Origin of the sequence: Burkholderia sp. M6-3, from assembly GCF_050858985.1 — a bacterium.
Taxonomy (GTDB): domain Bacteria; phylum Pseudomonadota; class Gammaproteobacteria; order Burkholderiales; family Burkholderiaceae; genus Paraburkholderia; species Paraburkholderia caledonica.
In genome coordinates, this window is the sequence record NZ_CP110091.1 from 1629730 (window position 1) to 1654599 (window position 24870).

At 64.1% G+C, this 24870-nt stretch carries 20 protein-coding genes and 1 riboswitch; of the genes, 11 read left to right on the forward strand and 9 right to left on the reverse strand.

Annotation, left to right across the window (positions count from 1 at the left end; all coding sequences use genetic code 11):
* The first annotated feature begins 87 nt into the window (after positions 1-87).
* Both OH764_RS24680 and OH764_RS24685 read left to right on the forward strand, forming a co-directional pair.
* Positions 88-459: a CidA/LrgA family protein gene (locus OH764_RS24680; protein ID WP_087754839.1), complete on the forward strand. Its 372-nt coding sequence runs from the start codon at positions 88-90 to the stop codon at positions 457-459.
* Complete coding sequence (locus OH764_RS24685; RefSeq protein WP_498851214.1) at positions 456-1196, forward strand: LrgB family protein; 741 nt, start codon at positions 456-458, stop codon at positions 1194-1196. The genes OH764_RS24680 and OH764_RS24685 overlap by 4 nt, the downstream gene beginning before the upstream one ends.
* Before the next feature lie 94 nt (positions 1197-1290).
* Here OH764_RS24685 and OH764_RS24690 read toward each other — a convergent pair whose 3' ends face one another.
* Positions 1291-2436: a porin gene (locus tag OH764_RS24690; protein ID WP_498851215.1), complete on the reverse strand. Its 1146-nt coding sequence runs from the start codon at positions 2434-2436 to the stop codon at positions 1291-1293.
* A gap of 659 nt (positions 2437-3095) precedes the next feature.
* On the opposite strand from OH764_RS24690, the gene treA reads away from it, so the two are divergent.
* Entirely contained in the window at positions 3096-4790 is a 1695-nt protein-coding gene (gene treA / locus OH764_RS24695) for an alpha,alpha-trehalase TreA (protein WP_498851216.1), read from the forward strand.
* Positions 4791-4936: 146 nt separating this feature from the next.
* The gene (locus OH764_RS24700) at positions 4937-5518 is read left to right on the forward strand and encodes an alpha-ketoglutarate-dependent dioxygenase AlkB family protein (RefSeq protein WP_498851217.1); all 582 of its coding nucleotides are present in this window, start codon (positions 4937-4939) and stop codon (positions 5516-5518) included.
* 46 nt (positions 5519-5564) lie between these two features.
* Here the strand turns inward: OH764_RS24700 and OH764_RS24705 are convergent, their stop codons facing one another.
* Both OH764_RS24705 and OH764_RS24710 read right to left on the reverse strand, forming a co-directional pair.
* On the reverse strand, positions 5565-6200 hold the full coding sequence (locus OH764_RS24705) for a carbonic anhydrase (protein ID WP_498851281.1): 636 nt from the start codon (positions 6198-6200) through the stop codon (positions 5565-5567).
* A gap of 312 nt (positions 6201-6512) precedes the next feature.
* A complete protein-coding gene (locus OH764_RS24710) occupies positions 6513-6785 on the reverse strand; it encodes a DUF1488 family protein (protein WP_088173713.1) in 273 nt (90 codons plus the stop codon).
* Between the two features lie 211 nt (positions 6786-6996).
* Here OH764_RS24710 and OH764_RS24715 point away from each other — a divergent pair, with 211 nt between their 5' ends.
* Positions 6997-8490: an MDR family MFS transporter gene (locus OH764_RS24715; protein WP_498851218.1), complete on the forward strand. Its 1494-nt coding sequence runs from the start codon at positions 6997-6999 to the stop codon at positions 8488-8490.
* A gap of 74 nt (positions 8491-8564) precedes the next feature.
* Here the strand turns inward: OH764_RS24715 and cobM are convergent, their stop codons facing one another.
* The 4 genes from cobM to cbiE are packed head-to-tail and all read right to left on the reverse strand — an operon-like array spanning position 8565 to position 12392.
* The gene (gene cobM / locus OH764_RS24720; RefSeq protein ID WP_498851219.1) at positions 8565-9290 is read right to left on the reverse strand and encodes a cobalt-precorrin-4/precorrin-4 C(11)-methyltransferase; all 726 of its coding nucleotides are present in this window, start codon (positions 9288-9290) and stop codon (positions 8565-8567) included.
* Between the two features lie 29 nt (positions 9291-9319).
* Positions 9320-10042 carry a precorrin-6A/cobalt-precorrin-6A reductase gene (locus OH764_RS24725; protein ID WP_498851220.1) on the reverse strand — a complete coding sequence of 241 codons (723 nt, stop codon included), beginning with the start codon at positions 10040-10042 and terminating at the stop codon, positions 9320-9322.
* On the reverse strand, positions 10039-11127 hold the full coding sequence (locus OH764_RS24730) for a cobalt-precorrin-5B (C(1))-methyltransferase (RefSeq protein WP_498851221.1): 1089 nt from the start codon (positions 11125-11127) through the stop codon (positions 10039-10041). Before OH764_RS24730 ends, OH764_RS24725 begins: the two co-directional genes overlap by 4 nt.
* Before the next feature lie 5 nt (positions 11128-11132).
* Entirely contained in the window at positions 11133-12392 is a 1260-nt protein-coding gene (cbiE, locus tag OH764_RS24735) for a bifunctional cobalt-precorrin-7 (C(5))-methyltransferase/cobalt-precorrin-6B (C(15))-methyltransferase (protein WP_498851222.1), read from the reverse strand.
* 85 nt (positions 12393-12477) lie between these two features.
* Positions 12478-12663: riboswitch (cobalamin riboswitch) on the forward strand.
* Between the two features lie 83 nt (positions 12664-12746).
* Here cbiE and OH764_RS24740 point away from each other — a divergent pair.
* The 4 genes from OH764_RS24740 to cobJ are packed head-to-tail and all read left to right on the forward strand — an operon-like array spanning position 12747 to position 17428.
* Entirely contained in the window at positions 12747-14297 is a 1551-nt protein-coding gene (locus tag OH764_RS24740; RefSeq protein ID WP_498851282.1) for a ferredoxin-like domain-containing protein, read from the forward strand.
* A gap of 9 nt (positions 14298-14306) precedes the next feature.
* Positions 14307-14933 carry a precorrin-8X methylmutase gene (locus OH764_RS24745; RefSeq protein ID WP_498851223.1) on the forward strand — a complete coding sequence of 209 codons (627 nt, stop codon included), beginning with the start codon at positions 14307-14309 and terminating at the stop codon, positions 14931-14933.
* Entirely contained in the window at positions 14934-15674 is a 741-nt protein-coding gene (locus tag OH764_RS24750) for a precorrin-2 C(20)-methyltransferase (protein WP_020067897.1), read from the forward strand.
* Positions 15671-17428 (forward strand): bifunctional cobalt-precorrin 5A hydrolase/precorrin-3B C(17)-methyltransferase, encoded by a 1758-nt coding sequence (gene cobJ, locus OH764_RS24755; protein ID WP_498851283.1) that lies wholly within the window; start codon positions 15671-15673, stop codon positions 17426-17428. Before OH764_RS24750 ends, cobJ begins: the two co-directional genes overlap by 4 nt.
* 14 nt (positions 17429-17442) lie before the next feature.
* On the opposite strand, the gene OH764_RS24760 is transcribed toward cobJ, so the two are convergent.
* Both OH764_RS24760 and OH764_RS24765 read right to left on the reverse strand, forming a co-directional pair.
* Positions 17443-20067 carry an AAA family ATPase gene (locus tag OH764_RS24760; RefSeq protein ID WP_498851224.1) on the reverse strand — a complete coding sequence of 875 codons (2625 nt, stop codon included), beginning with the start codon at positions 20065-20067 and terminating at the stop codon, positions 17443-17445.
* Complete coding sequence (locus OH764_RS24765) at positions 20064-21206, reverse strand: metallophosphoesterase family protein (RefSeq protein WP_498851225.1); 1143 nt, start codon at positions 21204-21206, stop codon at positions 20064-20066. The genes OH764_RS24760 and OH764_RS24765 overlap by 4 nt, the downstream gene beginning before the upstream one ends.
* 238 nt (positions 21207-21444) lie before the next feature.
* Here OH764_RS24765 and OH764_RS24770 point away from each other — a divergent pair, with 238 nt between their 5' ends.
* Both OH764_RS24770 and OH764_RS24775 read left to right on the forward strand, forming a co-directional pair.
* Positions 21445-22725, forward strand: a complete 1281-nt coding sequence (locus OH764_RS24770) for a DUF445 domain-containing protein (protein WP_498851226.1) — start codon at positions 21445-21447, stop codon at positions 22723-22725.
* Between the two features lie 164 nt (positions 22726-22889).
* A complete protein-coding gene (locus OH764_RS24775) occupies positions 22890-24839 on the forward strand; it encodes an AI-2E family transporter (protein ID WP_498851227.1) in 1950 nt (649 codons plus the stop codon).
* Positions 24840-24870: the final 31 nt, after the last annotated feature.

The window sequence follows — 24870 nt, forward strand, 5'->3', positions numbered from 1 at the left end:
AGGCGCTCCGCAATCTACTCGCGGGGTCCACGAAACTATCCGCATGGTACACAATGGCCGCATTTCCGTTTCCTGCTGGAGATCTACATGCTTGCCGCGCTGGCTGCCCTGCTTACTTTTCAATGCCTCGGAGAAGGTGTGTCTTACGTGTTTCATTTGCCGGTGCCGGGTCCCGTGATCGGCATGCTGCTGCTGTTCGGCTTTGTCATGATGCGTCCGCAAACAGCCGATGCGATTGAACCCACCGCGCTCGAACTGCTGCGGCACCTGTCACTGCTGTTCGTGCCGGCAGGCGTCGGCATCATGGTCTCGGCAAGCCGCATTCGCGGCGACGCCATTGCGGTGATCGTGTCGATTGCCGTCAGCACGACTCTGGCGATTGCGGTGGCCGCGCTTGTCACGCGCGCGTTGATGCGCCGGCAGTTGCACAATGATGCCGACCGCGAGGCCGCACAATGACCGCCTTACCAAAGCTCGGCGCACTATGGGTGTATCTCGCAGCAAGCCCTTTGCTCGGCCTGACCATCACGCTGATCGCGTACCTGATCGCCCAGACGCTGTATGCGAAGGCGCGCTTCAATCCGCTGGCTAATCCGGTGTTGATCGCGGTCGCGTTGCTGGTCGCGTTGCTCGAGATCACGGGCACTCCGTACGCCACCTACTTCGAGGGCGCGCAGTTCGTGCACTTCCTGCTCGGCCCCGCGACGGTCGCGCTTGCGTTGCCGCTTTATCGTCAATGGCCGAAGCTGCGCCGCTTTGCGTTTCCGCTGATCGGCGGACTCGTCGCCGGCTCGTTGACCGCGATACTGTCCGCGGTCGCCGTGGCTGCGCTCTTCGGCGCCTCGCATCAGACGGTTGCGTCGCTCGCGCCAAAATCGGCGACAACGCCGATTGCAATGGCCGTCGCTTCCGAAATCGGCGGGATTCCTTCGTTGACGGCTGTACTCGTTATCTCTACGGGGGTATTTGGTGCAGTGTTCGCCCGCGCCATTCTGAACGCGCTGAAAATCGCCGAGCCTGAAGTGCGCGGTTTCGTACTCGGCGTTGCGTCGCATGGCATCGGCACAGCGCGCGCTTTTCAGGTCAGCGAGCAAATGGGTGCGTTCGCGGGGCTCGGCATGGGTCTCAACGGTGTGTTCACCGCGTTCGTGGTTCCCGTGCTGATGCCGCTCATTGCGCGCTGGCTCGGCGCCTGAGCGTAAGTTGTTCATTGTCTCGACGACGCAGAAAAGCCCGCAAATTGCGGGCTTTTCTGCAAAGTGCCGCTAAAGCGCCACTCGACGCCACGGCTTAGAAGCGATGGCGGATACCGACGGTGGCAACCACCTGCGAACTGGTGGACGACGCGCTCACGCCGACGATGTCCGCGGTAATGCCCGAGTTGCCGGTGCTGCCGACATGCTGGTATGCGGCTTCAGCATAGACGTCGGTACGCTTGGACAACGCGTAGTCCGTTTGCACGGTGACCTGATGGTACTTCGGGCTCACGCCGTCCAGACGCGCGTCGGTAAACGTGTACGCGCCCGACACCGACACCGCCGGCGTCAACGCATAACGGCCGTTCACTTCGTAGTTCGTGAAGCGTGCGCTGCCTCCCGTCAGAGCCAACCCACTGCTCGTGCCCGATGCCGACGAACTGATCGCGCTCGCGCCGTTCAGTTGCGTCTGCGTCACGACGAGACCGACGTTCGCCGGGCCGAACGCATAGCTCAAACCGGCGCCGTACGTGCGTTGACGCGCCGCCGTGAAGGTCGAGTCGCCAGTCGCAACGGCGCCGCTGGTGTTCGTCGACGAGCCGCCGCCGTTCAGTTGCAGATAACCCGCCCCGACCTTCAGGCCGCCGAATACATACGACGCGCCGACGCTGTACGCGCGGCTATCGGCGAAGCTGCCCGCTGCGTTCGAGAATCCGTATAACGCCCCAAATTTGAAGCCGGCGTAATCGACGCTCTGGAATTTGACAGCGTTGTTGATACGCACCGAGTTGTTCAGGTTGTCGTTGTCATACGGGTGTGACGCCAACGTGCCGCCATACTGCGTGCCGTTCAACGCAAGCGGCGCGAGATAATCGACCACGCTGTCGTACTGGCGACCCAGCGTGACGGCGCCGTACTGGTTGCTCGACAAACCGACGAACGCCTGCCGCCCGAACTCGCGGCTGTTCTGACCGAGCTTGCCGGTAGACAGATTGAAGCCGTTTTCAAGCACGAAGATTGCCTTCAGGCCGTTGCCGAGATCTTCCGCACCGCGCAGGCCCCAGCGATTGCCGTTCAGAATGCCGCTTGCCTGCTGGAAATTGCTGCTGCCGCCCGAATTGCTCGTGTAGGTCAAGCCTGTATCGATCAGGCCGTACAGCGTGACGGAGCTTTGTGCATGAGCGACGCTTGCGGCGCCGGCAAGAGCGAGCGAGAGGCTCGACAATACGTATTTGTTCATTGAATATCTCCTGAAGCCAATAGCGGCTGCTATTGAGCGGCGGAGAATACCGCAGAAATTCAAAACCTATTTTTCACTATATTACGACGTTGCTTTTTAACGACGTCATTGCGATTTAACTTTCAGTTTATTTCCTTCAACATGCTTAACCTCCGTGCCAAATGAAATGGGGCGCGCCTCGCGGAAGACGCGCCCCAAGTGCCTGATTTACAAAAGCGCTCGGAATCTCAGGCGAATCGAGAATAGCATATCGACAGTCGCACAACAACGCGGATCTAATCCCTTTATTCTTCCAAATTATTCTATGCGAAAGTTATGGAAATAATGAGTCAGCGATTGAAACAATTCCATTGGTTATTTATTTAACAGCAAAGACATTTCGCCTGACTCGACAAGCGGCGAACGATGTGGGCGCGTCAGTGGTAGCAGCCACGCCGTCGATCAAAGTTCGCTGACATAGACACTCGACTCAATCGTTTCGGCATCCGAACTAAACGACCGTCAACCATGACTCTTCGACAATGCGCACAACGCATTCACCACGCATAGTTTGAAGCACGCCCGGTTTTATGCCATGCTAGCCACGCCCCAACGCGGGCCATGAAAACAGAGGGCGTAAGAGGCAGACCAATCCTGTTGTCCATTCCTCAGGAGGAGACATGATTGTGTCATCGCAAGCGCGCAGCATTAGCCGTGCCGGCAACGTGTCCGGCGTTCCCGGCGTCCTCGTTCAGCCCTCCCTCCCCGCCGCACGATTGAAGCACTTGCATCGCGCGGTTGCTGTTTCAGGCTTTGCCTTCCTCGTTGGGCTGTCGTCGGTCTGTCGAGCCGACACGCAAGTAGGTGGCACCCTGCCGCCCGCGCCCGACATCCTGTACGGCGACCTCTTCGTTGCCGTGCAGACCGCGCAGATCTATCCGGACCAGAAGACCTTCGTCGATGCAACGCCAAATGCGGACCCTGCCGTCATCGTGCAGCTTTATCAGCAGCAGCGAGGCAAGCCCGGTTTTTCGCTGGCGAACTTCGTGAACCAGTATTTCACGCCGCCGAGCGAGCCGGTCATCACGCCGCCCGCTAATCAGACGCTGCGTGAGCACATCAACTGGCTATGGCCCGCCCTCACCCGCACGACCACGAGCGCGCCGCCGAACAGTTCGCTGATTCCGTTGCCGAAGCCCTATGTCGTGCCGGGCGGCCGTTTTCGCGAGGGCTACTACTGGGACACCTATTTCACGATGCTGGGCTTGCAGGAAGCCGGCCGTGAAGACCTCGTCGACAACATGCTCGACAACTTCGCGTTCATGATCGACACGTTCGGCCATATTCCAAACGGCAATCGCACCTACTACCTGGACCGCTCGCAGCCGCCCTTCTTCTCGCACATGGTTGAACTCGCGGCGAAGGTCGAAGGCCACGGCGTCTATCAGAAGTACCTGCCCGCGCTGCGCAAGGAGTACGGCTACTGGATGCAGGGCGAAAACTCCACGCCGGCGGGCTCGGCGACCCGTAATGTCGTAGTGATGCCCGACCGGACTGTACTGAACCGCTATTGGGACGAACTCGACACGCCTCGCGACGAATCGTATCTGGAGGACATACAGACCGCGCAGAAAGCCACCGGGCGCAATCCGAACGACGTCTACCGCGAACTGCGCGCCACTGCGGAAAGCGGCTGGGATTTCAGCTCCCGCTGGTTTGGCGACAACATGACGCTCGCGACGGTGCGCACGACGTCGATTATCCCTGTCGATCTGAACAGCCTGATGTTCCACCTGGAGATCAGCATTGCGAAAGGCTGCAGCGAGACGCGCGACTTCCGCTGTGTCGGCGAATTCGCAGGACGCGCCGCGAAGCGCGCGCTCGGCATCAATCGCTACCTGTGGAATCCGAACGGCTACTACGGCGACTATGACTGGCAGCTCGCGAAACCGCGCGACAACAAGACCGCCGCCATGGTGTTCCCGTTATTCGTGGGCGCGGCATGGCCGGAGCGCGCGCAAAAGACCGCGCAGCAGGTGCAGTCGACGTTATTGCAGCCCGGCGGACTCGCGACGACGACCTACAACACCACCCAGCAGTGGGACGCCCCGAACGGCTGGGCGCCGCTGCACTGGGTCGCGATTCAGGGCTTGAAGCGCTATGGTCACGACGCCCTCGCGCAACAGATCGGCACGCGATTTCTCACCGACGTGAAAGGCGTCTATGCGTCGGATAAGAAACTGGTCGAAAAATACGTGGTCGAGGGAGCGGGCACGGGCGGCGGCGGTGGCGGTGAATATCCGCTTCAGGACGGCTTCGGCTGGACCAACGGCGTAACGCTCAAACTACTCGACCTGTACAGCCCCGGCGAGTAGCGGCGCTCCGGCGACGCAAACAGGCTCAAGCGCGGACAAGGGCAAGAGGTAAGGCGTGCAGGAAGAACACTGTATAAAAACACAGTATAATGCCTTGCATGAACCAACTATTTGCCGGCCGGGCCGCTCGCGCCCGGCATTGAACCATGGCGTCCCAGCAAGGCCTGTTTGCCCCCGAACCCGTTGCGCTATTCGGCGACAGCGACGGCGGAATCCGCTACCTGCCCGACTCTATCCCACCCGAGCTCGCGCAACGGTGGTTTGACGAGGCGTTACGCAACATAGGCTGGAGCAGCTATCAGCGCATGATGTACGAGCGCGAGGTGCTTGTGCCCCGTCTGATCGCGACCTTTATGCGCGAATCGGCGGACTTGCCCACGCCGCTTGGCGAAGCGTTCGACATGGTGCGTTCGCTGGTCGGCGCGCCGTTCAATCGCGTGGGGCTCAACCTTTATCGCGACGAGCACGATAGCGTCGCGCCGCACAGCGACAAAACGGCGAGTCTGGTGCCCGGCGAGCCGATCGCGATCGTGTCGCTCGGTGCGAGCCGTCGCATGACCGTCCGTCCAAAGAAAGGTCCGGGCCGCGCAATGCATGTCGAACTGGAACCGGGCAGTTGCCTCGTCATGAGCTACGCGTCGCAGTTCACGCATGACCACGGCATCCCCAAGCTCAATGAGTGCGTTGGGCCGCGCATCAGCCTTGCGTTCCGCTGCTACAGCGGCTAGGGGCACGAGCTACATGCGGCGTGCGCGGCGCAATCAGACGCGTCAATCAGACCGCGTAAATGTTCGGATTCTCGAGCAGCGGCACGAATTGGCCGGTGCGGCCGTCGAGTGCGAGCATTACGCCGCTTTCAATCTGGAAGATCCAGCCGTGCAATTGCAGCGTCTTGTTCGCGAGGCCGACGGCGACCGACGGATGCGTGCGGAGATTGGCTAGTTGCGCGACCACGTTGTCCTTGACGAGCGCGTCCAGACGCTCCGTGGGCGACTGATAGGTGCGCGACGCATTGATCGCCTTCGCCGCATCGGCGTGACGCAGCCAGCCGGCCACTGCGGGCAAATGTTCCAGATTCGTATTGGTCGTGATTGCGGTCATCGCGCCGCAGTTCGAATGGCCGCATATCACGATGTCGCGCACGCCGAGCACAGCGACCGCATACTCGACTGTCGCCGACACGCCACCAGGCTCCGGACCATACGACGGCACGATATTGCCCGCATTGCGGATCACGAAGAGCGCGCCCGGCTCCGCCTGCGTCAGCAGTTCAGGAACCACGCGGCTGTCCGAACACGTCACGAAAAGCGTGCTCGGACTTTGCGCGGTCGAAAGGCGCTTGAACAAAGCACTTTGCTGTGGAAACACTTCACGTTGAAAGCGGATCAAGCCCTCGATGATTTCCTGCACGATGTTCTCCCGATAATCGAAGATACGCGGCACGCCTTGCATGGCCGCGGCGGTTCGCGCGAACTATACCGCGTTGCGGTGGCTTCGGCAGGCATGGCAGTGCTATCGGGGCGGCGCAATCGGCCAGGCACACGTCAACTCACCAGCACAGCGCATGGACTGGCTGCGAGTGCTGCAACGGCTCGCGGCAGGAGCGCCGCCGAGCCGCCGAGCGCTGAGTTGCCAGGCCGTCGCAGATCCATCGGCGATAACCACCGTCGAGCCCGGCGCATGCCGGACCCGTCGACGGCAATGACCGCGGCAGCGCCAATGCTAAGGCCCCGTCTTGTCGAAGTCGCGCGTCTCCAGCTCCACCGACTGCCCGCCGTTCTTTTCCAGCACCCGCTTGGTAGCCTTTTCAATCTGCGCGCGATTGGCTTCGAACGTACCCACGAGATCGTGAGCCGACGGCCCGCCGTTGCCGAAATGGTCGTTTAGCGCGTCGAGCGAGACGCTGCACCAGACGTCTTTTCCATCGACATTGGCTTCGAAGGCGACGCGTGCCGCCGCCACCACTTCACGGCGTCCGGTGAATTCGATCCTCATAATGACCCTCCATGTGTCGAAAGAACCTTGCAAGTCGCAAGTGCTGTGCCAAATGGCGCAGGGCGCCGATGGCGCCGCTCGCATGCGAAGATTCTGTGCAAGGTGCATACTCGGGGTCGGCCGCCTCCGAACGGCCGTGCTCTGCGTCGCCGCGTGCAGTTCGAGCGCCAGGCGGCCGGACGCACCCACTATTCTGATCCAACTTCGCCCCATGTCCCGCAATCCGCAATCGTCGCGTCCTTTGGTCATTGCCGCCGTGATGGCTTCCATGGCGATGGTCGCCATCGAAGCCACCATCGTTTCCACCGCCATGCCGCAGATCGTCGCGCAACTCGGCGATCTGCATCTGTATAGCTGGGTATTCTCTTCGTTCCTGCTCACGCAAACGGCAATGACCGTGGTGTTCGGCAAACTCGCCGATCTGTACGGCCGCAAGCCGGTCATGCTGGCCGGCATCGCGATCTTCCTGATCGGCTCCGTGCTCGCGGGCTTCGCATGGTCGATGCCGGCCATGATCGCGTTCCGGCTGATTCAAGGCATCGGCGCGGGCGCGATCCAGCCGGTCACGCTGACCATCGTCGCGGACCTCTACCCTGCGCGCGAACGCGGCAAGGTGCAAGGTTATCTTGCAAGCGTGTGGGCGATTTCAGCGGTGGTGGGACCGATGGTCGGCGGCTTCATCATCCACAACTTGTCGTGGGCGTGGATTTTCTGGATGAACGTGCCGATCGGCCTCGCATCCGCAGCAGGATTTATCGCGTTTCTACGAGAGTCCGAGCGGCATGCGCGCCCTTCTATCGACTTCGCGGGCGCGGCGCTTTTCATGGCCGCGATAGCCGCGTTGATGACTGCGCTTACCTGTGCGGGCGACGACGACCTCGCGCACGCATCGATGGCCGGCGGCGCATTCGTCGTGTGCCTGCTGCTGTTCGTGCTGCAGGAGCGTCGCGCAAAAGAACCGATGATCTCATTCGCGCTCTGGAGCCGCCGCCCGATTGCCGCGTGCAACGGCGCGACCTTGCTGTCCGGCATGATCCTGATGGGCTCGACGACGTTCCTGCCGATGTATGTGCAAGGCGTGCTCAATCGCTCGCCGGTGATAGCGGGCCTCGCGCTCACGATGATGATGGTCGGCTGGCCGGCCGGCGCCACGCTCGCCGCCAAATCGTTTCATCGCATTGGCTTGCGGCGCATGCTGATTGGCGGCAGTGCTTTCATCCCCATCGGCGCGGTGCTGCTGCTGTTCCTCGCGCCGGGCGGCTCGCCGCTCGTCGCCGCATTCGGCTCGCTGATCATGGGTTTCGGCATGGGCACGTCGAGCGTCAGCTGTCTCATTCTGATTCAGGAAATCGTGAAAATGGACGAACGCGGCAGTGCAACGGCGTCGAATCTGTTCTCGCGCAATCTGGGCAGCACGCTAGGCGCCACGCTATTCGGCGCTGTGCTCAACTTCGGGCTTAGCCACTCGCAAGGCGTCGCCGTCGTCACGTCGGACCAACTGAAAAGCCTGCTGCAAAATCAGGCCGCGAGCCTCGGTGGTAGCGAAGCAATCCGAATGGTGCTGCATCAATCGCTGCACCTCACGTTCATTTCGATCTTCGCAATCGCCATTTTCGTGGTGCTGCTGCTGACTCTCGTGCCGGCCATCACCATTGGCACGGAGAAAAAGATGCCGGTCGAAGCGTTTGCACCGCTCGAAGACTAGCTGCTGCCGGTAGATCGATCGACGTGTATGTCGAATGGCCGACGCACGAATGCAATCGACTGGCTTCCGATACGTCAGACTTTCGCGTACAGCGTCGAATTCGCAAAGCCTTCGGCCGCGAGCACCTGTCCGACCAGAATCAACGCGGTGCGCTCGATCTGCGTGGACTGGACCTTCCCGAGAATGTCGTCGAGTGTGCCCGTGATCTTTTCCTCGTCGGGCCAACTCGCGCGATAGATCACCGCGATCGGGCACGCGCCGCCATAATGCGGCCGCAGTTCTTCGACGATGCGCGCAAGGTGCCGCACGCCAAGATGAATGGCCATCGTCGCACGATGCCGCGCCAGATCGGCGAGCTGTTCGCCCTCAGGCATCGTGGTTTTCGTCGCGTACCGCGTGAGGATCAGCGTCTGCGAAATGTCTGGCAATGTGAGTTCGCAGCCGAGCGCCGCCGCGCAAGCAGCGGTTGCGGTCACGCCCGGTACGATTTCGTAGGGAATCGATAGCTCGTGCAACCTGCGAATCTGTTCGCCAATCGCGCCGTACAGCGACGGGTCGCCGGAGTGCACGCGCGCCACGTCCTGACCTTTGTCGTGCGCGCTTTTCAGTAACGCCACGATCTGGTCGAGGTCGAGCTCGGCCGTGTTCACCACCTGCACCGCCGAATGCCCTTCGAGCACCGCAGCCGGCACTAACGAACCGGCATAGAGAATCACGGGGCAACTGCGCACGAGACGCTGCCCTTTCACCGTGATCAGTTCCGGATCGCCAGGACCGGCGCCGATAAAAAACACCGTCATTCAATACTCCATTGATTCAAGCGGACGACTCACCGTGACAGATGCAGCGCGTCAAGCAACTCCGCCACGCTTTCAAATTCAAGATCCGCGGCGGGCAATGAAGGCCGGCGCAGCATCACGACAGGCAGGCGGCGCTCACGTGCGACTTCGAGCTTGGCCTCGGTCGCACTGCCGCCGCTATTTTTGCTGACCACGACGTCGACGTGTTGCAGCGCAAAGAGCGCACGCTCGCCTTCGAGCGTGAACGGTCCGCGCGCCGCGAGTATGCGGGCGCGTTCCGTGTCTTGATGCGAGTCGAGACAGCGCACGAGCCAGAATTGATACGCCGGAATCTCGTCGAGATGCGCGAGCGGTTCGCGTCCGAGCGTGAAGAGCGGTCGCCTGAACGGCGCGAGCGCCATGGTGAGTTCGTCCCAGCCGTCGACCATGCGCCAGTCGTCGCCGGCGCGCGGCTGCCACGCCGGTCGACGCAGCGCCCAGCACGGCACGCCCGCGTGACGAGCCGCACTCACAGCATTCGCACTGATCTGCGCCGCGTACGGATGCGTCGCGTCGATCACGAGGCCGATCTCTTCATCTGCGATATACCGCGCCATGCCTTCGCTACCGCCGAAGCCGCCGACCCGCACGCTGCATGGCAGATCGTCGGGCACCTTGCCGAGTCCCGCGAGACTGTACACGTCGACGGAAGTCAGTTGTCGGGCGATGCGTAAAGCGTCGCCGGTGCCGCCGAGCAGCAGAACCTTTGTCATCGCGCGACTCCGATCAGCTTGCCCGCGCGGTCGATCGCGAACATCTCCACGTTCACCTGCGGCGGCACGATTTCGCGTGCGACGGCAAGCGCGTGCGCGCAGACAATGTCGCCGAGCGGTACCTGCTCCGCGTGCGCTAGCGCGACCGCTTGCTGACTCGTATTGGCCGCGCGGATCGCGGATTGCAACGCGTCGTTGGCCCCCTGTTCGGCGGCCCATGCGGCGAGCCGTTCCAGGTCGATACTCGAGTTGCGGCTATGCAGATCGAGATGGCCCGCCGCGAGCTTGCTCAGCTTGCCGAAGCCGCCGCAAATACTCAGGCGCTCGACCGGCGCGCGCTTCATATGCTTGAGCACCGCGCCGACGAAGTCGCCCATTTCGATCAGCGCGATGTCGGGTAATCCGTAGTGCGCGCGCATCGCGTCTTCGCTCGCATTGCCTGTACACGCGGCAAGATGCATGTAGCCGTTAGCGCGCGCAACGTCGATGCCCTGATGAATCGACGCGATGTACGCCGAGCACGAAAACGGCCGCACGATGCCGGTCGTGCCCAAGATCGACAGGCCGCCCACGATCCCGAGCCGCGGATTCATCGTTTTGAGCGCGAGCGCTTCGCCGTCTTCAACGCCAATCGTCACTTCGAAACCGCCGCCATAGGCATGCTCGGCGGCGAGTTCTGCAAGATGCTCGCTCATCATTTTGCGCGGCACCGGGTTGATCGCCGGTTCGCCGACGGCGAGCGTCAACCCCGCGCGAGTCACCGTGCCCACGCCCGGCCCGGCGCGGAACACAACGCCTGGCTCAGGGACCAGACGCACGCGTGCGAACACCACCGCGCCGTGCGTGACGTCGGGATCGTCGCCGGCATCCTTGATCGTGCCGGCTTCGGCGCCGTCATCGGTCAACCGGCAGAAGACGAGCGGCATCGGCACATGCTGGCCCTTGGGCAACACGATTTCGGCCACCTCGCTGACCACACCCGCGAGCAGCAGACGCGCGGCCGCCAGCGACGTGGCGGTTGCGCAACTGCCGGTCGTGTAACCGCTGCGCAGCGGTGCGGGTTGTTCAGGCGTTTCGTCGCGCATGAGCGTCACGCCGATGAAGCAGCGCTGGTGCTATCGGCGACACTATGGACGCCATCGGTAGCGCAACGCTTCACCACATCGTACAAGGTGATCGGCAGCGCTTGCCGCCACGTATCGAAGCCACCGAGCGGCTGAGCGTCCGCAAGCGAGATTCGCGTGAGCGTCCCGCCATGTTTGTCACGCCATGCGGCGAGCGCCGCCTCGCCTTGCAGCGTGACCGCGTTCGCGACCAACCGGCCGCCGTCGCGCAAATTGTCCCAGCACGCTTCGAGCACCCCGGGCACCGTCACGCCGCCGCCGATAAACACCGCATGCGGCGCGGCCAGCCCTTCGAGCGCTTGCGGCGCGCGGGCCGCCACGAGTTGCAAGCCGGGCACGCCCAACGCATCGCGATTGTGCTCGATGAAGCGCTGACGCTCCGCGTGCCCTTCGATGGCGATCGCCCGGCAAGTCGGATGCGCGCGCATCCATTCGATGCCGATCGAGCCGCTGCCCGCACCCACGTCCCACAACAATTCACCGGGCGTCGGTGCGAGTCGCGCGAGCGTGATCGCTCGCACATCGCGTTTGGTGAGCTGGCCGTCGTGACGGAACGCGTCGTCGGGCAGGCCGCAGGTGAGCGGCAGGCGCGGCGCGCCTTCGGTGGCGCGGCATTCGAGCGCGACCAGGTTCAGCGCGGCGACATCGCCCGGGGACCATTGATCCGCGCGGCCGTCGATGCGCCGCTCGTCGTCGCCGCCAAGATGTTCGAACACGGTCATCCGCGTTGCGCCGAAACCTCGCGCGCTCAGCAGATCGGCAAGCGCGGCGGGTGTGCGCCCGTCCGCGCTCAGCACGAACACGCGTGCGCGGTCATGCAAATAAGCGTTCAGCGAGGGCAACGGCCGCCCAACCACCGATACCGTGGCCACGTCCTGCAGCGCCCAGCCGAGCCGCGCCGCCGCAAGCGATAACGACGACGGCGCGGGCAACACGCGCAGTTCGCTGGGCGGCAACTGTCGAGCCAGCGTCGCGCCGACGCCGAACAGCATCGGATCGCCGCTCGCCAGCACACACACGGAACCGCCGCGCTCGGCCAGAAGCGGCGCGAGATCGAATGGGCGCGGCCACTCGGCGCGCCGTGCGGCCAGCCGCGCGGGCAACATCGACAGATGACGTTCGCCGCCGTAAATCACCGACGCCTCGAGCAACGCACGCCGTGCGGGCCGCCCCAAACCGGCGAAGCCGTCGTCGCCAATGCCCACCACCGTCAGCCACGCCGACATGCACCCTTCCTCATTTTGTATCTCAAACAATGCACTGCGCCACGCCGGTCAAAGCGTCCAGCCTCGTTGTGCTATCCGAAAAAAGGCATAATACAGCCGCCGGTGCCCTTCGGGGCCTAACAGGGAACACAGCGGGAAGATTGCCGCTGTGGCTGCCCCCGCAACTGTATGCAGCGAGTCCGCCTGCGCTTGGCGCCACTGGTTAAACCGGGAAGGCCGCGGCGGACGACGACCTGCCAGCCAGGAGACCTGCCGGCCAGACTGTTCGTGCCAGCCAACATCGGGCGGGGTGTACCGATGCCGCAGCAATGCCGTTTTGACCGCTTGCTCGGGCCGTCGCGCGACGCTAACCCGGTGTCCGTCTTGAATCCAGCTTCGCCCTCCACTGTCTTGCCCGACGCGGCATCTGCGCTGCGGCCCTCGGCGTGTCCGGGCCTGCTGCGGATCGTGGCGGCGCGCGACGGCGGGATTTGTCGGATCAAGCTGCCAGGCGGCGAATTGAGCGCGGCTCAGGCCGAGGCGATCGCCAACGCGAGTGCGCGGCATACGGCGGGCGCGATCGAACTGACGAATCGCGCGAATCTGCAATTGCGCGGCGTTCGTGCCGGACATGAAGCTGCGCTGGTCGCCGCGCTGATCGATGCGGGGCTCGGACCGAGCGCTGCAAGCGGCTCTGAAAGAATGGGCGATAGAGCGCCGACCGATTGCGCCGAAGACGGCCATGATCGCGATCGAAGCGCCCAAGCCCTGAACGCAACCGCCGCTGACGACGTGCGCAACGTCATGATCAGCCCAACTGCCGGACGCGACCCGTGCGCACTGTTCGACACCAGACCTCAGTGCGCCGCGCTTCTCACGCTGCTGCAAAGTGAAGCGCGTTTCGCGGCGCTATCGCCGAAATTCGCGCTGTTGCTCGACGGCGGCGAGCGGCTCGCGAGAGTGGACCACCCGCATGACGTGTGGCTCGCGGCAACACAAGATTCGGCCGGTGCGGTGCGCTTCGTGTTCGGGCTCGCAGGCTGCCCGACCGTTGATGCCAACGCGAGCGCAAACACGCCCATCGGCGGGAAGTCGCCATCATCATCAGGCAACGCTGCGAACTCGTCCGAAAGGTCGCATGCGGATGCGACAGGCGCGTTGGCCTCGGTGCTGCCGTCGCAAGTTCCGGCGCTCGTGCGTGCGCTGCTGCATACGTTTCTCGATCTTGCCGCTGCCGACGCCACGCGTATGCGCCATCTGCTCGGCACGCATTCGGCGGACGCAATATTGCAGCATGCGCAAACCTACGTGGATTTTCCATTGACGCGCGACGCGACGCTCGTCGACTGGCGTCGCAGCACGACCGCCGATGCCTCGTTACGCCTCGGCGCACGTGCGCAGCGCGCCGCGGATACATGGCATGCCGGCGGTCAACCGCCGCTCGGCCGCATCGACGCGGCCACGCTGCACGGCCTCGCCGCGCTCGCGCAACAACATGGCGACGGCACGCTGCGCATCACGCCGTGGCAAAGCGTGCTGCTGCCCGACATCCGAACGCTCTCAGTGCCCGTCGTGCTCGCCGCGCTGAACGCGCTGGGCCTCGCATGCGATTGGGCCGATGCCATCACACACCTGATCGCGTGCGCCGGTTCCACCGGCTGCGCGAAAAGCCTCGCGGATACCAAAGCCGACGCATTGGTTCTCGCGAAGCGCCTGCCCGCCGGCGCCGACGTGCATTTGAGCGGATGTCCGCGCTCATGTGCTGCCGCGCATTGCGCGCCGTTTACGCTGCTTGCCGCCGCGCCCGGCATGTACGACCTTTTTCGACGCGACCAGGGCCCCGGCTTCGGTCAATGCGTTGCGCGCCAACTGACAGTCGAACAGGCCGCCGATACGATTGCGCGCCTTGTTCGAAGCGACACATGAGTGACACCGATGCTTGATTACATTCGCGACGGTCAGGAGATCTATCGCCAGTCTTTCGCGACGATCCGCGCCGAAGCCGACCTGTCGCGCATTCCGGCCGACCTCGAAAAACTCGCGGTGCGCGTGATCCACGCGTGCGGGATGGTCGATGTGATCGACGATCTCGCGTTCTCCGAACATCCCGGCACGGCAGGCCGCACGGCGCTCGCGCAAGGCGCGCCGATTCTCTGCGACGCCGGCATGGTCGCGCAAGGCATCACGCGAGCGCGGTTGCCGGCGAACAATGACGTGATCTGCACGCTCACAGATGGACGAGTGCCTGCACTCGCCCGCGAACTCGGCAATACGCGCTCGGCCGCCGCGCTCGAATTGTGGCGCCCGCATCTGGGCGGCAGCGTCGTCGTGATCGGCAACGCGCCGACTGCCCTCTTTCATCTGCTCGATATGCTCGACGCCGGTGCGCCCAAGCCCGCACTGATCTTGGGCTTCCCGGTCGGCTTTGTCGGCGCGGCGGAATCGAAAGCGATGCTCGCAGAGAATAGCCGTGGCGTGCCGTATGTCGTCGTGCATGGCCGGCGCGGCGGCAGCGCGATGGCTGCGGCCGCTGTCAACGCGCTCGCAACGGAGATCGAATAAATGACGGCGCAACAACGTGCAGGACGTCTATATGGACTCGGTGTCGGTCCAGGAGATCCGGAACTCATCACGCTAAAGGCATTGCGTCTGCTCAAGGCAGCGGCCGTGGTCGCCTACTTCGTTGCGAAGGGCAAGAAGGGCAACGCGTTCAGCATCATCGAAGCGCATTTGCACGACACGCAGCAGCAACTGCCGCTCGTGTATCCCGTCACGACCGAAGCGCTGGAGCCGCCGCTGTCGTATGAAGCGATCATTGCCGACTTCTACGACACCGCGGCCGACATCGTCGGGGCGCATCTGGATGCGGGGCGCGACGTCGCCGTGATCTGCGAAGGCGATCCGTTCTTCTACGGCTCGTACATGTATCTGCACGACCGGCTCGCGGCGCGCTACGAGAGCGAAGTGGTGCCGGGCGTCTGCTCGATGCTCGGCGGAGCCGCCGTGCTCGGTGCGCCGCTCGTGTATCGCAACCAGAGCCTGTCGGTGCTGTCAGGCGTGCTGCCGGAAGACGAACTGCGCCGCCGTCTTGCGGATGCAGACGCCGCTGTCGTGATGAAGCTCGGGCGCAATTTCGACAAGGTGCGGCGCGTGCTCGGCGAACTCGGACTCGCGCACCGCGCGCTGTACGTCGAGCGGGCGACGATGGGCAACCAGCGTATCGTCCCGCTCGCCGAAGTGGACCCGATGGCGTCGCCGTATTTCTCACTGCTCGTCGTGCCGGGGGAAAAATGGCAAGGATGATGCCGCCCGCCATCGTCATTCTCGGCGCGGGTGCGTTGGATACCGCGCGGCGCATTCAGACGCTGTATGCGGATTCGCAGGTGCATGCGCTGCAAGGCCGCGTTGAAGCCGATGTCGCGTACGCCGAACTGAGCCCGCATCTGCGCGACCTGTATGCACGAGGCACGCCGATTGTCGCGCTGTGCGCGGCCGGCATCGTCATTCGCTGCGTGGCGCCGCTGCTGTCGAACAAGGGCGCCGAGCCGCCGGTGCTCGCCGTCGCCGAAGACGGCAGCGCCGTCGTGCCGTTGCTCGGCGGCCTTGCCGGCGTCAACGTGATGGCGCGCGAGATCGCCGCCGCACTTGCCATATCGCCTGCAATTACCACGAGTGGCGAGCTGCGGTTCGGCACCTGTGTGCTCAATCCACCGGATGGTTATGCGCTTGCCGATATCGGCCAGGGTAAGCGTTTCGTGTCGGACCTGCTCGCCGGCGAAAGCACGCGGGTCGAAGGCGACGCGCCGTGGCTCGACGATGCGCAACTGCCGCGCTCGCCATCGGCGCGGCTCGCGATTCGCATCACGCCTCGCGCGTGGAATGGACGCGACGACGAGCTTGTGATTCATCCTCGCAGTGTGGTCGCAGCGGTGACGCTTGAGGCTGTCGCTCCAACGCCCGCACATGCAAACAGCGCGGCGACATCAACCGCAGACCAGAACGCCGCCGCCGAGATCGCGGATCGCGTGCGCGCGTCACTGGACGCTCACGGACTCGCGTCTCTTTCGCTTGCCGCGTTGCTTGGCTCGTCGGAACACATGGCAGAACCGGCGCTCGCCGAAGCGGCCGCGCTGCTGAACGTGCCGCTGCGTTTTACGGATTGCGACGCAGGAATCGGCGAATCGCCGGCCAGCCTTTTACGCGCCGCCCTGCGCATCCCCTACGAGACGTTGCACGACGATCATGTGCAAGGCGTCGCCCTCGCTCTATCGCCGCTCGCGGTCGATCCCGACACGATAGGACGGGCGCGCGGCCGGCTGACGGTGATCGGCCTCGGCCCCGGCAGCGCGGAACTGATGGTGCCCGCGGCGCGCAAGGCGCTCGACCAGGCCACCGATATTCTCGGCTATGAGACGTATGTGAAAATGGCGGGCCCGCTGCGCGCCGGCCAACGCGTGCACGGCACCGATAATCGCGAAGAAATGCAGCGCGCCCGCCATGCGTTCGAACTCGCGAGCGCGGGACGTTCAGTGGTGATGGTGTCGTCCGGCGACCCCGGCGTATTCGCGATGGCCGCGGCCGTGCTCGAAGCGCTCGACGCCTCTGAGGACAGCGCGTGGGCCGCTGTCGAGCTCAGCATCGTGCCGGGTGTATCGGCGGCGATGGCTACCGCCGCGCAAGCCGGCGCGCCGCTCGGCCACGACTTTTGCATGCTGTCGCTGTCGGATAACCTGAAGCCCTGGAGCATCATCGAAAAACGCTTGCGACATGCCGCGCAAGCGGACCTCGTCATGGCGTTCTACAACCCGATTTCGCGCGCACGTCCGTGGCAACTCGATAAGGCGCTCGATATCGTTCGCGAGTATCGCGCGGCAAATACGCAGGTCGTGCTCGGCCGCGACATTGGCAGGCCGGGCGCAACGCTGCGCACAGTAACCTTGGGCGAACTGCGCTCAGCGGATGTCGATATGCGCACGATGCTGATCGTGGGCTCCTCCACCACGCGACGCTTCACCAGGGGCGCGCAGTGGGTCTACACGCCGCGCTGGTACGAGTAAGCCCCGACGGATAGTTACGCCGCGGCCTTCATATCGTCGATCGCGCGTTGCCTCACGCCCAGGTCGTCCCACAGTTCCGGATGACAGGTGAACACCAGAATCTGATGCCGCGTGGCAGCGTCGATCAGCGCCCGCTTGATCGCATCCCGCCGTGCGGCGTCGGTATGCACGGCCGCATCGTCGAGCATCAGCAACGTGGGCCGGCCGGACGCCTTCAGCAGATCGGCATACGCGAGCCGCGTGAGAATGCCGAGTTGCTCGCGCGTGCCAAAGCTCAGCGCTTCGAGCGTGTCTGCGCGGCCATAACGATCGAGCGTCGCGGGACTCAGATCGTCGCCGAGCGCGATGGTCGATTGCGGAAAGATCCGCTTCAGATAGTGGCCGAGCCGTTCCGTCAAAGGCGCACGCAACTGCGCGACCGCCGCATCGCGTTCCGCGACGAGCACTTCGTCGAGCAGACTCAACGCGCCGGCGCGCAAGCTCAGTTCCTCCTTGCGGCGGGTGGCCTGCTCCACTTTTGCGTCGAGCGCTGCAAGACGCTCGCCGAGCCCTGACGCGCCCACGGTCTCCAACTGACTGCGCAAGCGCGCGATGCTGACTTGCCGCTCGTGCTGGTCCTGACGCGCAAGTTCCGCCGACGCGCGATAGCGCTTCGCCTCGGCCGCCGGGTCGTCCAGACGCACGGCCTCGAGTTCGCGCGCCCGCGCTTCGCGCTGCTTCGTCAGCGCCTCGACCTGCACGCGTTGTTCGACGATCTTCGCCTGCCACTGCGCGCGGTTGCGGCAGAACGCCGGGTCGCTCAGTTGCGCTTCCTTGCGCTGCAACTGAAGCGCGAGCGATTCAGCCGTCGCAATGCCGGTGGAACGCTTCTCGGTTGCCTCGTTCAGCATCTTGCGGGCACTCTCCAGCGCGGAAGCCGCGATTTCGGCGCTGCGCCGGGCTTCGTCGAGTGGCAGCGCGGCCGAGACGTCGGGCAAACTCGTCAAACGCTCGTTGGCGGCCTGCGAGCGCGCGGCGGCCGAAGCCAACGCGGCACGCAGCGCGTCGATGCCCTGCGGCGCGTACGCTTCCAGCACCTTCGCGTAACTCTTCTGCTGCGCGACGAGCGCCTTCCACTGTTCGTGCCTCGCTTCGGCTTCGGCAAGCGAAGCGACGCCGAGCGCTTGCAGCAACTGCGCATGCTGCGCTTCGAGCGCGGCGAGTTCCGACAGTCGCGCGGACAGATCCGAAACGCCCGGAATCACGCGCAGTTCGCCAAGCTCGCCCAGGCCAATCCGCTTTTCTTCGTCGACACGCAATACGCCCGCGCCGCCGATGGACGCATCGCCCACCGTAATCGCGCTGCTAAGCCGATATTCGATGCGCGTCATTGCCGCTTCGGTGCGCGCACGCAACACGGTCAGCGACGCATCGAGCGATGCGAGGCGCTTGAGCTTCGCCTCGTCTATTTCAAGGGCGGCTGCGGCGCGCGCGGCTGCTACGAGCGCTTCGTTGGCTTCGCTCGCGGCGGCAATCGCCGCTTCGAGCCGTTCCAGTTCCGCGCGATGAAGACCGATCTGGTTGCGCAGATCCGCGGCGCTCACCGCCGCATTCGCCAGTTCGAGCGCGCGGTTTGCATCGGTAAATGCCTGCTCCAGTTGCGCGACGCGGGTTGCCGCCTCCGCATATGCGGTTTCGACCGCCGCCACGTTCGCGCGCGCCGTGTCGAGTTGCTGACGCTCACGCGTCACCGCTGTTTCCAGTTCCACCGCGGCCTGTTCGTGCTGCAACGGCAGCGCGAGTTCAGCCTCACTGACTTTCAAAGCCTGCGCGAGTTGATCTACGCTGCGTTCGAGTTCCGCCGCCGCATCGGCGCGTTGTTGCGCGAGCACGGCCTTCTGCTCGTGAAGTTCCCACGGCCGTTTGCGTTCGGTTTCTTCAAAGGCCTGCTGCTGCGCGGCAAGTCGTGCGATGTTTTCATCGAACTGTTCGCGCTGCCGGTTCAGATCGTCACGCTCCGCCATTAGCGCGGCGAGCGCGGCTTCGGCTTCCGCGAGCGGCCCCGTGGATTTCTGCGTGCGCGCGGTCAGCAGTTGCCGAAGCTCGCGTTGCACGGCGGCAATCAACGCATCCTCGCCTGCCGATTCGCGGCTGCCCGACAATTGCGACAACGCATCGCGCAGATACTGCGCCGCGTGACCGGTCGAGTCGCGCATATCCTGCGTGCCGCCCTGCTGCACCCATAGCAGACCTGGAACGCCCGCGTTTTCCGCCTTCAACGGCCCGCGCGCGGCACGCGAAAAGCCGAGCAGTGCGGCGAGCTTGTCTTCAGCTTCGTCTTCGCCGAATACGGCTTGGCCGATCCTCAACTCACAGCGCTGACGCGTGACGAACTGCTTCGACAGGCGGCATGGGACGCCGTCGAGATCGAAGCTCACTTCGACCGACGGCTGCCCACTCGCCTTGCCCCAAGGCAGCAAATCCTTCAGATGCGAGGCCTTGTAGCGTTCGAGAAATACCGCACGCACGGCCTCGGCAATCGTGCTCTTACCGGCCTCGTTCGGTCCCACGAAAAGATTGAGACCGGGCTGCAGGTCGTCGATAAATAGACGCCCGGTGAACTGTTTGAATTCCTGTATCGCGATGCTCTGAAGCTTCATGCGGACCTCGCTTCACGCGGCAATTCACGTTGAAACCGCGCCAGCAGCAATAACGCCTCTGCCGCGCGCTTGACCTGTTGCGGGTCGGACTGCGGGTCCTCCTGCATGCCTCGCAAACGCGCGACGACTTTTGCCAGATAGCCGCTTTGCGCGCCGAGTTCGGCGAGATCCTCGGTAGTGGGCAGCACTTGCAAACCGCTCAGATCGACACGCAAGGCACGCACGCGCGCGCGGGTCTCTTCGACGGCGACATGAAGCGCTTCAGCATCGGCCAGCGCGGCCGTGCCGCTCACCGAAACGCGCAGCACGTCGCTGCCGCCCAACGTGGCGAGGCGCGTCTTCAGCGAGTCGACATCGGTCGGCACGGAAATCGTTTCGTCCCAGCGATGCCACTGGTACTGACCGACTCGCACCGCCTCGACTGCGGGTTGTGCGCCGGGCTCGCTCAGCGTGACGTCGAGCATGAAGCCGGGATCGTTCGCGCGAAAACGGTCCTGCTCGTGCGTGCCGGCGTACCAGGTGCGCTCGTCGACGCGAAAGTGGCCGTGCCAGTCGCCGAGCGCCAGATAGTCGAGACGCGCGCTCGCGGCGCGCGTCGGCGAAATCGGGTTCGAGGAGTCGATGCCTTCCTGCAAAATGCCGCTCACGCTGCCATGCGCGAGGCCCACACGGTGATAACCCGGCGGCGTGTCGACGGTATCGAAAAAGCCGGTGGTGTCGTCGTATGTAATGCGCTGCGTGAGCGGGGCGCACAGCACCGCGCAACGGCATGCGTCCAGCAACACAACGCCGGGCGCAAGCACGAGGCGCACGTTCGGCGGCACGCAATTGAGGCGCTGCGCGCGCGTCCAGACGCTTTCCACGAGCGCGGCGTCGTGATTGCCTGGCAGCATGATCCAGGGGCCCGCGAAGGCTTGCAGTGCGGCGAACAGGCGGCGAATCACTGTATCGGACACCGTCTGCAGATCGAACACGTCGCCTGCCACCAGCACCGCGTCGACCTGGCGCGCGGCTGCTTCGTCTGCGATTCGGCGCACGGTGTCGAAGCGCGCCTGTGCCAGATGCGCGGCCTCCTCCGGCTCGAACTGGCCAAACTGCGTGCCGATTTGCCAGTCTGCGGTATGCAGAAACCTGATCACTGTGCCTCCATTTCGTTCAAATGCATTGCCGCGCGGCGCACGCTGCTCACGCCGCCGCCGCGGTTCAACCCTCGATGTTACCGCGCCGGCGGCGCAAACAGCGACCTATACGGCCCGATCGCGGTCAAGCGGCGCGATGCCGCGCTCTTCACCATCATTCAGCGCGGCTCGACTCGCCCTGCACAGCGCGCGGCGCGCGGCGCTACACTCGCGTTTCCGGACCCTGGCTCTCTCGCCGATGAACAAAGTACTCGAACTGAAGAAGGCCAAACGCACGCCGCTGCTGCTCCTTGCCGCGGCGGCCTGCGTTTTCGTCGTCACGGCATTGATGCCGCGCGGCGTCTGGATCGACGGTATCAAGGCAGTGGCCGAAGCCGCGATGGTCGGCGCGCTCGCCGACTGGTTCGCAGTCGCCGCGCTATTCCGGCGTGTACCGATTCCAGTGGTATCGGCCCACACGGCGATCATTCCGCGCAACAAGCACAAGATTGCCGACAACCTCGCCGTGTTCGTGCAGGACAAGTTTCTCGACGTGCCGTCGCTCGTCGGTCTGATCAAGAAACACGATCCGGCACAGAGCATCACGCGCTGGCTGACCGGGCCGGCCAACACCGCGCGCCTCGGCAATTACGTCGTCAAACTGACGAGCGGCATTCTCGATCTGACCGACGACGTGCGCATCCAGGTGTTCATCAAGGACGCATTGCGCGACGTGCTCGCGAAGGTCGACCTCTCGCAGTCAATGGGCTCGATTCTCGACACGCTCACCAAGGACGGCCGCCACCAGGAGCTTCTCGACGCGGGCATCGAACAGGTCGTCGCATTGCTGCGCGAACCGCAGGCGCGCCAGTTCATCGCGGACCGTATCGTCGATTGGGTGAAGAGCGAGTATCCGAAGATGGAGAAAATCCTGCCCTCCGCGTGGCTCGGCGAGAAAGGCGCCGAGACTATCGCGAACGCGGTGAACCGGATGCTTGAACAGATCAGCGAAAACCCCACGCACCAGTTGCGCCAGAAGTTCGACGACGCCGCGCACAAGCTGATCGTAAAGCTCAAAAGCGATCCGGCCTTTCTGGAAAAAGGCGAGGAATTCAAGCGTTATCTGGTGGAAGGCGAAGCGCTCGCCTTGTATGTGAAGGACATGTGGGGCGAACTTCGCGCGTGGCTCAAGCGGGATCTGCAAAGCAGCGACTCGGCGTTGCATGCGCGAGTCGTTGCGGCGGGCCAATGGGTGGGCCGCGAACTCGCGAACGATCCGGCGCTGCGCCAGTCGCTCAACGATCACCTCGAAGACGCAGCACGCGCAATGGCGCCCGAGTTCGCGCAATTCCTCACACGGCATATCAGCGATACCGTCAAGAACTGGGACCCGAATGAGATGTCGCGGCAGATCGAATTGAACATCGGCAAGGACCTGCAATATATCCGCATCAACGGGACCGTGGTCGGCGGCTTCATCGGCCTGCTGCTCTATGGAAGCTCGCTAGTATTCGACTTGCTGCGCATGCATATCGGGTAAGCGGGCCACTCTGGCGAACCGCGACGCAAAGCGCCTACAATCCGGGCATAAGGTTTGCTCAGCCGCAGTGGCCCATACGGCACCGTGCCGCCGCCGCATCTACCGCGCGCGAGACTACAAGCGACCGCGGAAGCGGCCGCGCCACTCAAACGGACAGTGTGCTCATGAAAATATCCTTACCGCCGCATGGGCGGTCGAACCGCGTTTATCCACCCGCCGCTCCGAGTTTGCATGGTCTCGCGTCGGTGATTACCGGCGTGGTCGTGGTTTGCGCGCTTTACTTCGGCCGCGCGGTGCTGATTCCCATCACGCTCTCCGTGCTGCTCAGTTTTCTGCTCGCGCCGCTCGTGCAGATGTTGCGGCGGCTGCATATGGGCCAGTTGCCGTCCATTTTCATCGCGGTGCTGTTCGCCTTGGCCGCACTGCTGGCCGTGGGGGCGCTGATCGGCGCGCAGCTCGTTCAACTGGCGGGCGACCTGCCGCAGTACCAGGTTGCCATCGAACGCAAGATCGAAACCGTGCAGGAGAAGACGATCGGTCGCGCCGATTCGCTGATGAGCCGCGCGGCGGCCACGCTGCAACGCGTTGCGCCTTCAAAGCCGCCGCCGCGACCCACCGGCCGGGCGGCGCGCAACGCTCCCGCCGTGCCTACGCCTGTGGAAGTTCACGAGCCTTCGCCCACGCCGTTGCAACTCGCGCAGCGTGCGCTGTCGCCAGCCATCGCGCCGATTGAAACCACCTTCATCGTGCTGGTGGTGACGATCTTCATTCTGCTGCAGCGCGAGGACCTGCGCGACCGCCTGATCAGTCTCTTCGGCTCTCGCGATCTGCATCGCACGACGACAGCCATCAACGACGCCGCGGTGCGCCTGAGCCGCTATTTCGTCGCGCAACTCGGCGTGAACCTGAGCGCAGGCGGCGTGATCGCCATCGGGCTCGCGATCATCGGCGTGCCAGGCGCGTTGCTGTTCGGCGTGATAGCGGCGCTGCTGCGCTTCGTGCCATATATCGGCATCTGGATCGCGGCGATTCTCGCGGTGTTTCTCGCGGCAGCCATCCAGCCGCAGTGGACCATGGCGGTCTACACACTGATTCTCTTTATCGTCGTGGATGTGGTCGCCGGGCAGATCGCCGAGCCGCTGCTGTACGGCCATCGTTCGGGGCTGTCGCCGCTCGCGGTGGTCGTCGCGGCGATTTTCTGGAGCTGGCTGTGGGGGCCGATCGGCCTCGTGCTGTCCACGCCGCTCACGCTGTGCGTCGTGACGCTTGGGCGCTACGCCGATCGTCTGAACTTTCTCACGGTGCTGCTCGGCGACCAGCCGGCGCTCACGCCCGCGCAGAATTTCTATCAGCGGCTTCTTGCCGACGATCCGCATGAGGCGATCGTGCAGGCAGAGCGTCTGCTGCGCGAGATGTCGCTAATCGACTACTACGACACCGTCGCGCTCGAAGGACTCAAGCTCGCGCGCAACGACGCGATGCGCGGCGTGCTGATGCCGGACCAGTTGGCCCGCGTGAACGAAGCGCTGGTGGACATCGTCGAAAATCTGGAAATCGCCGATGGTTTGCCGGACCGGCTGATCCGCGCCGAGTCTCCAGAAGCGCTCGTCGCTGCTTCCTCAGCGGATCTCTCTGAGCGGCACGACAGTGCGACGCGAGCGCATGCTTCGGCACAGGGCGACAGCGAAAAAACGGCGGTGCTCTGCGTGCCCGGACGCGGCGCTTTCGACGAAGTCACGACGGCCATCGCGGTGCAACTGCTCGGACGCTTCGCCTTTGCACCGATCATGGCGACGCACTCGGGCTACCGCAGCGCGCACGCCGACGAGCCGAGCTACAAGAATGCGCCGATCATCTGCATCGTCACGCTCGACGCTCCGGAATCGCCGCCGTATCTGCGCAATATGCTTCGACGCACACGCCAATGGCGGCCGAGAGCGGCACTCGTGGTCGGCGTCGGCGGCACCGCGGAAAACGGGCATGAGACAGGAACGGGTGCGACTGCCGCTTCACACTCGGCACCGACCTTCCGCGCGATGATCGAGGAGTGCCAGCTGGCCGCCTCGTCGCTGCACACGCGCCAGCATTCGCACATGGCAAGCAGCGCCGATTGAGCACGGTTATGGGCCAACCGCGCGCCCCGCT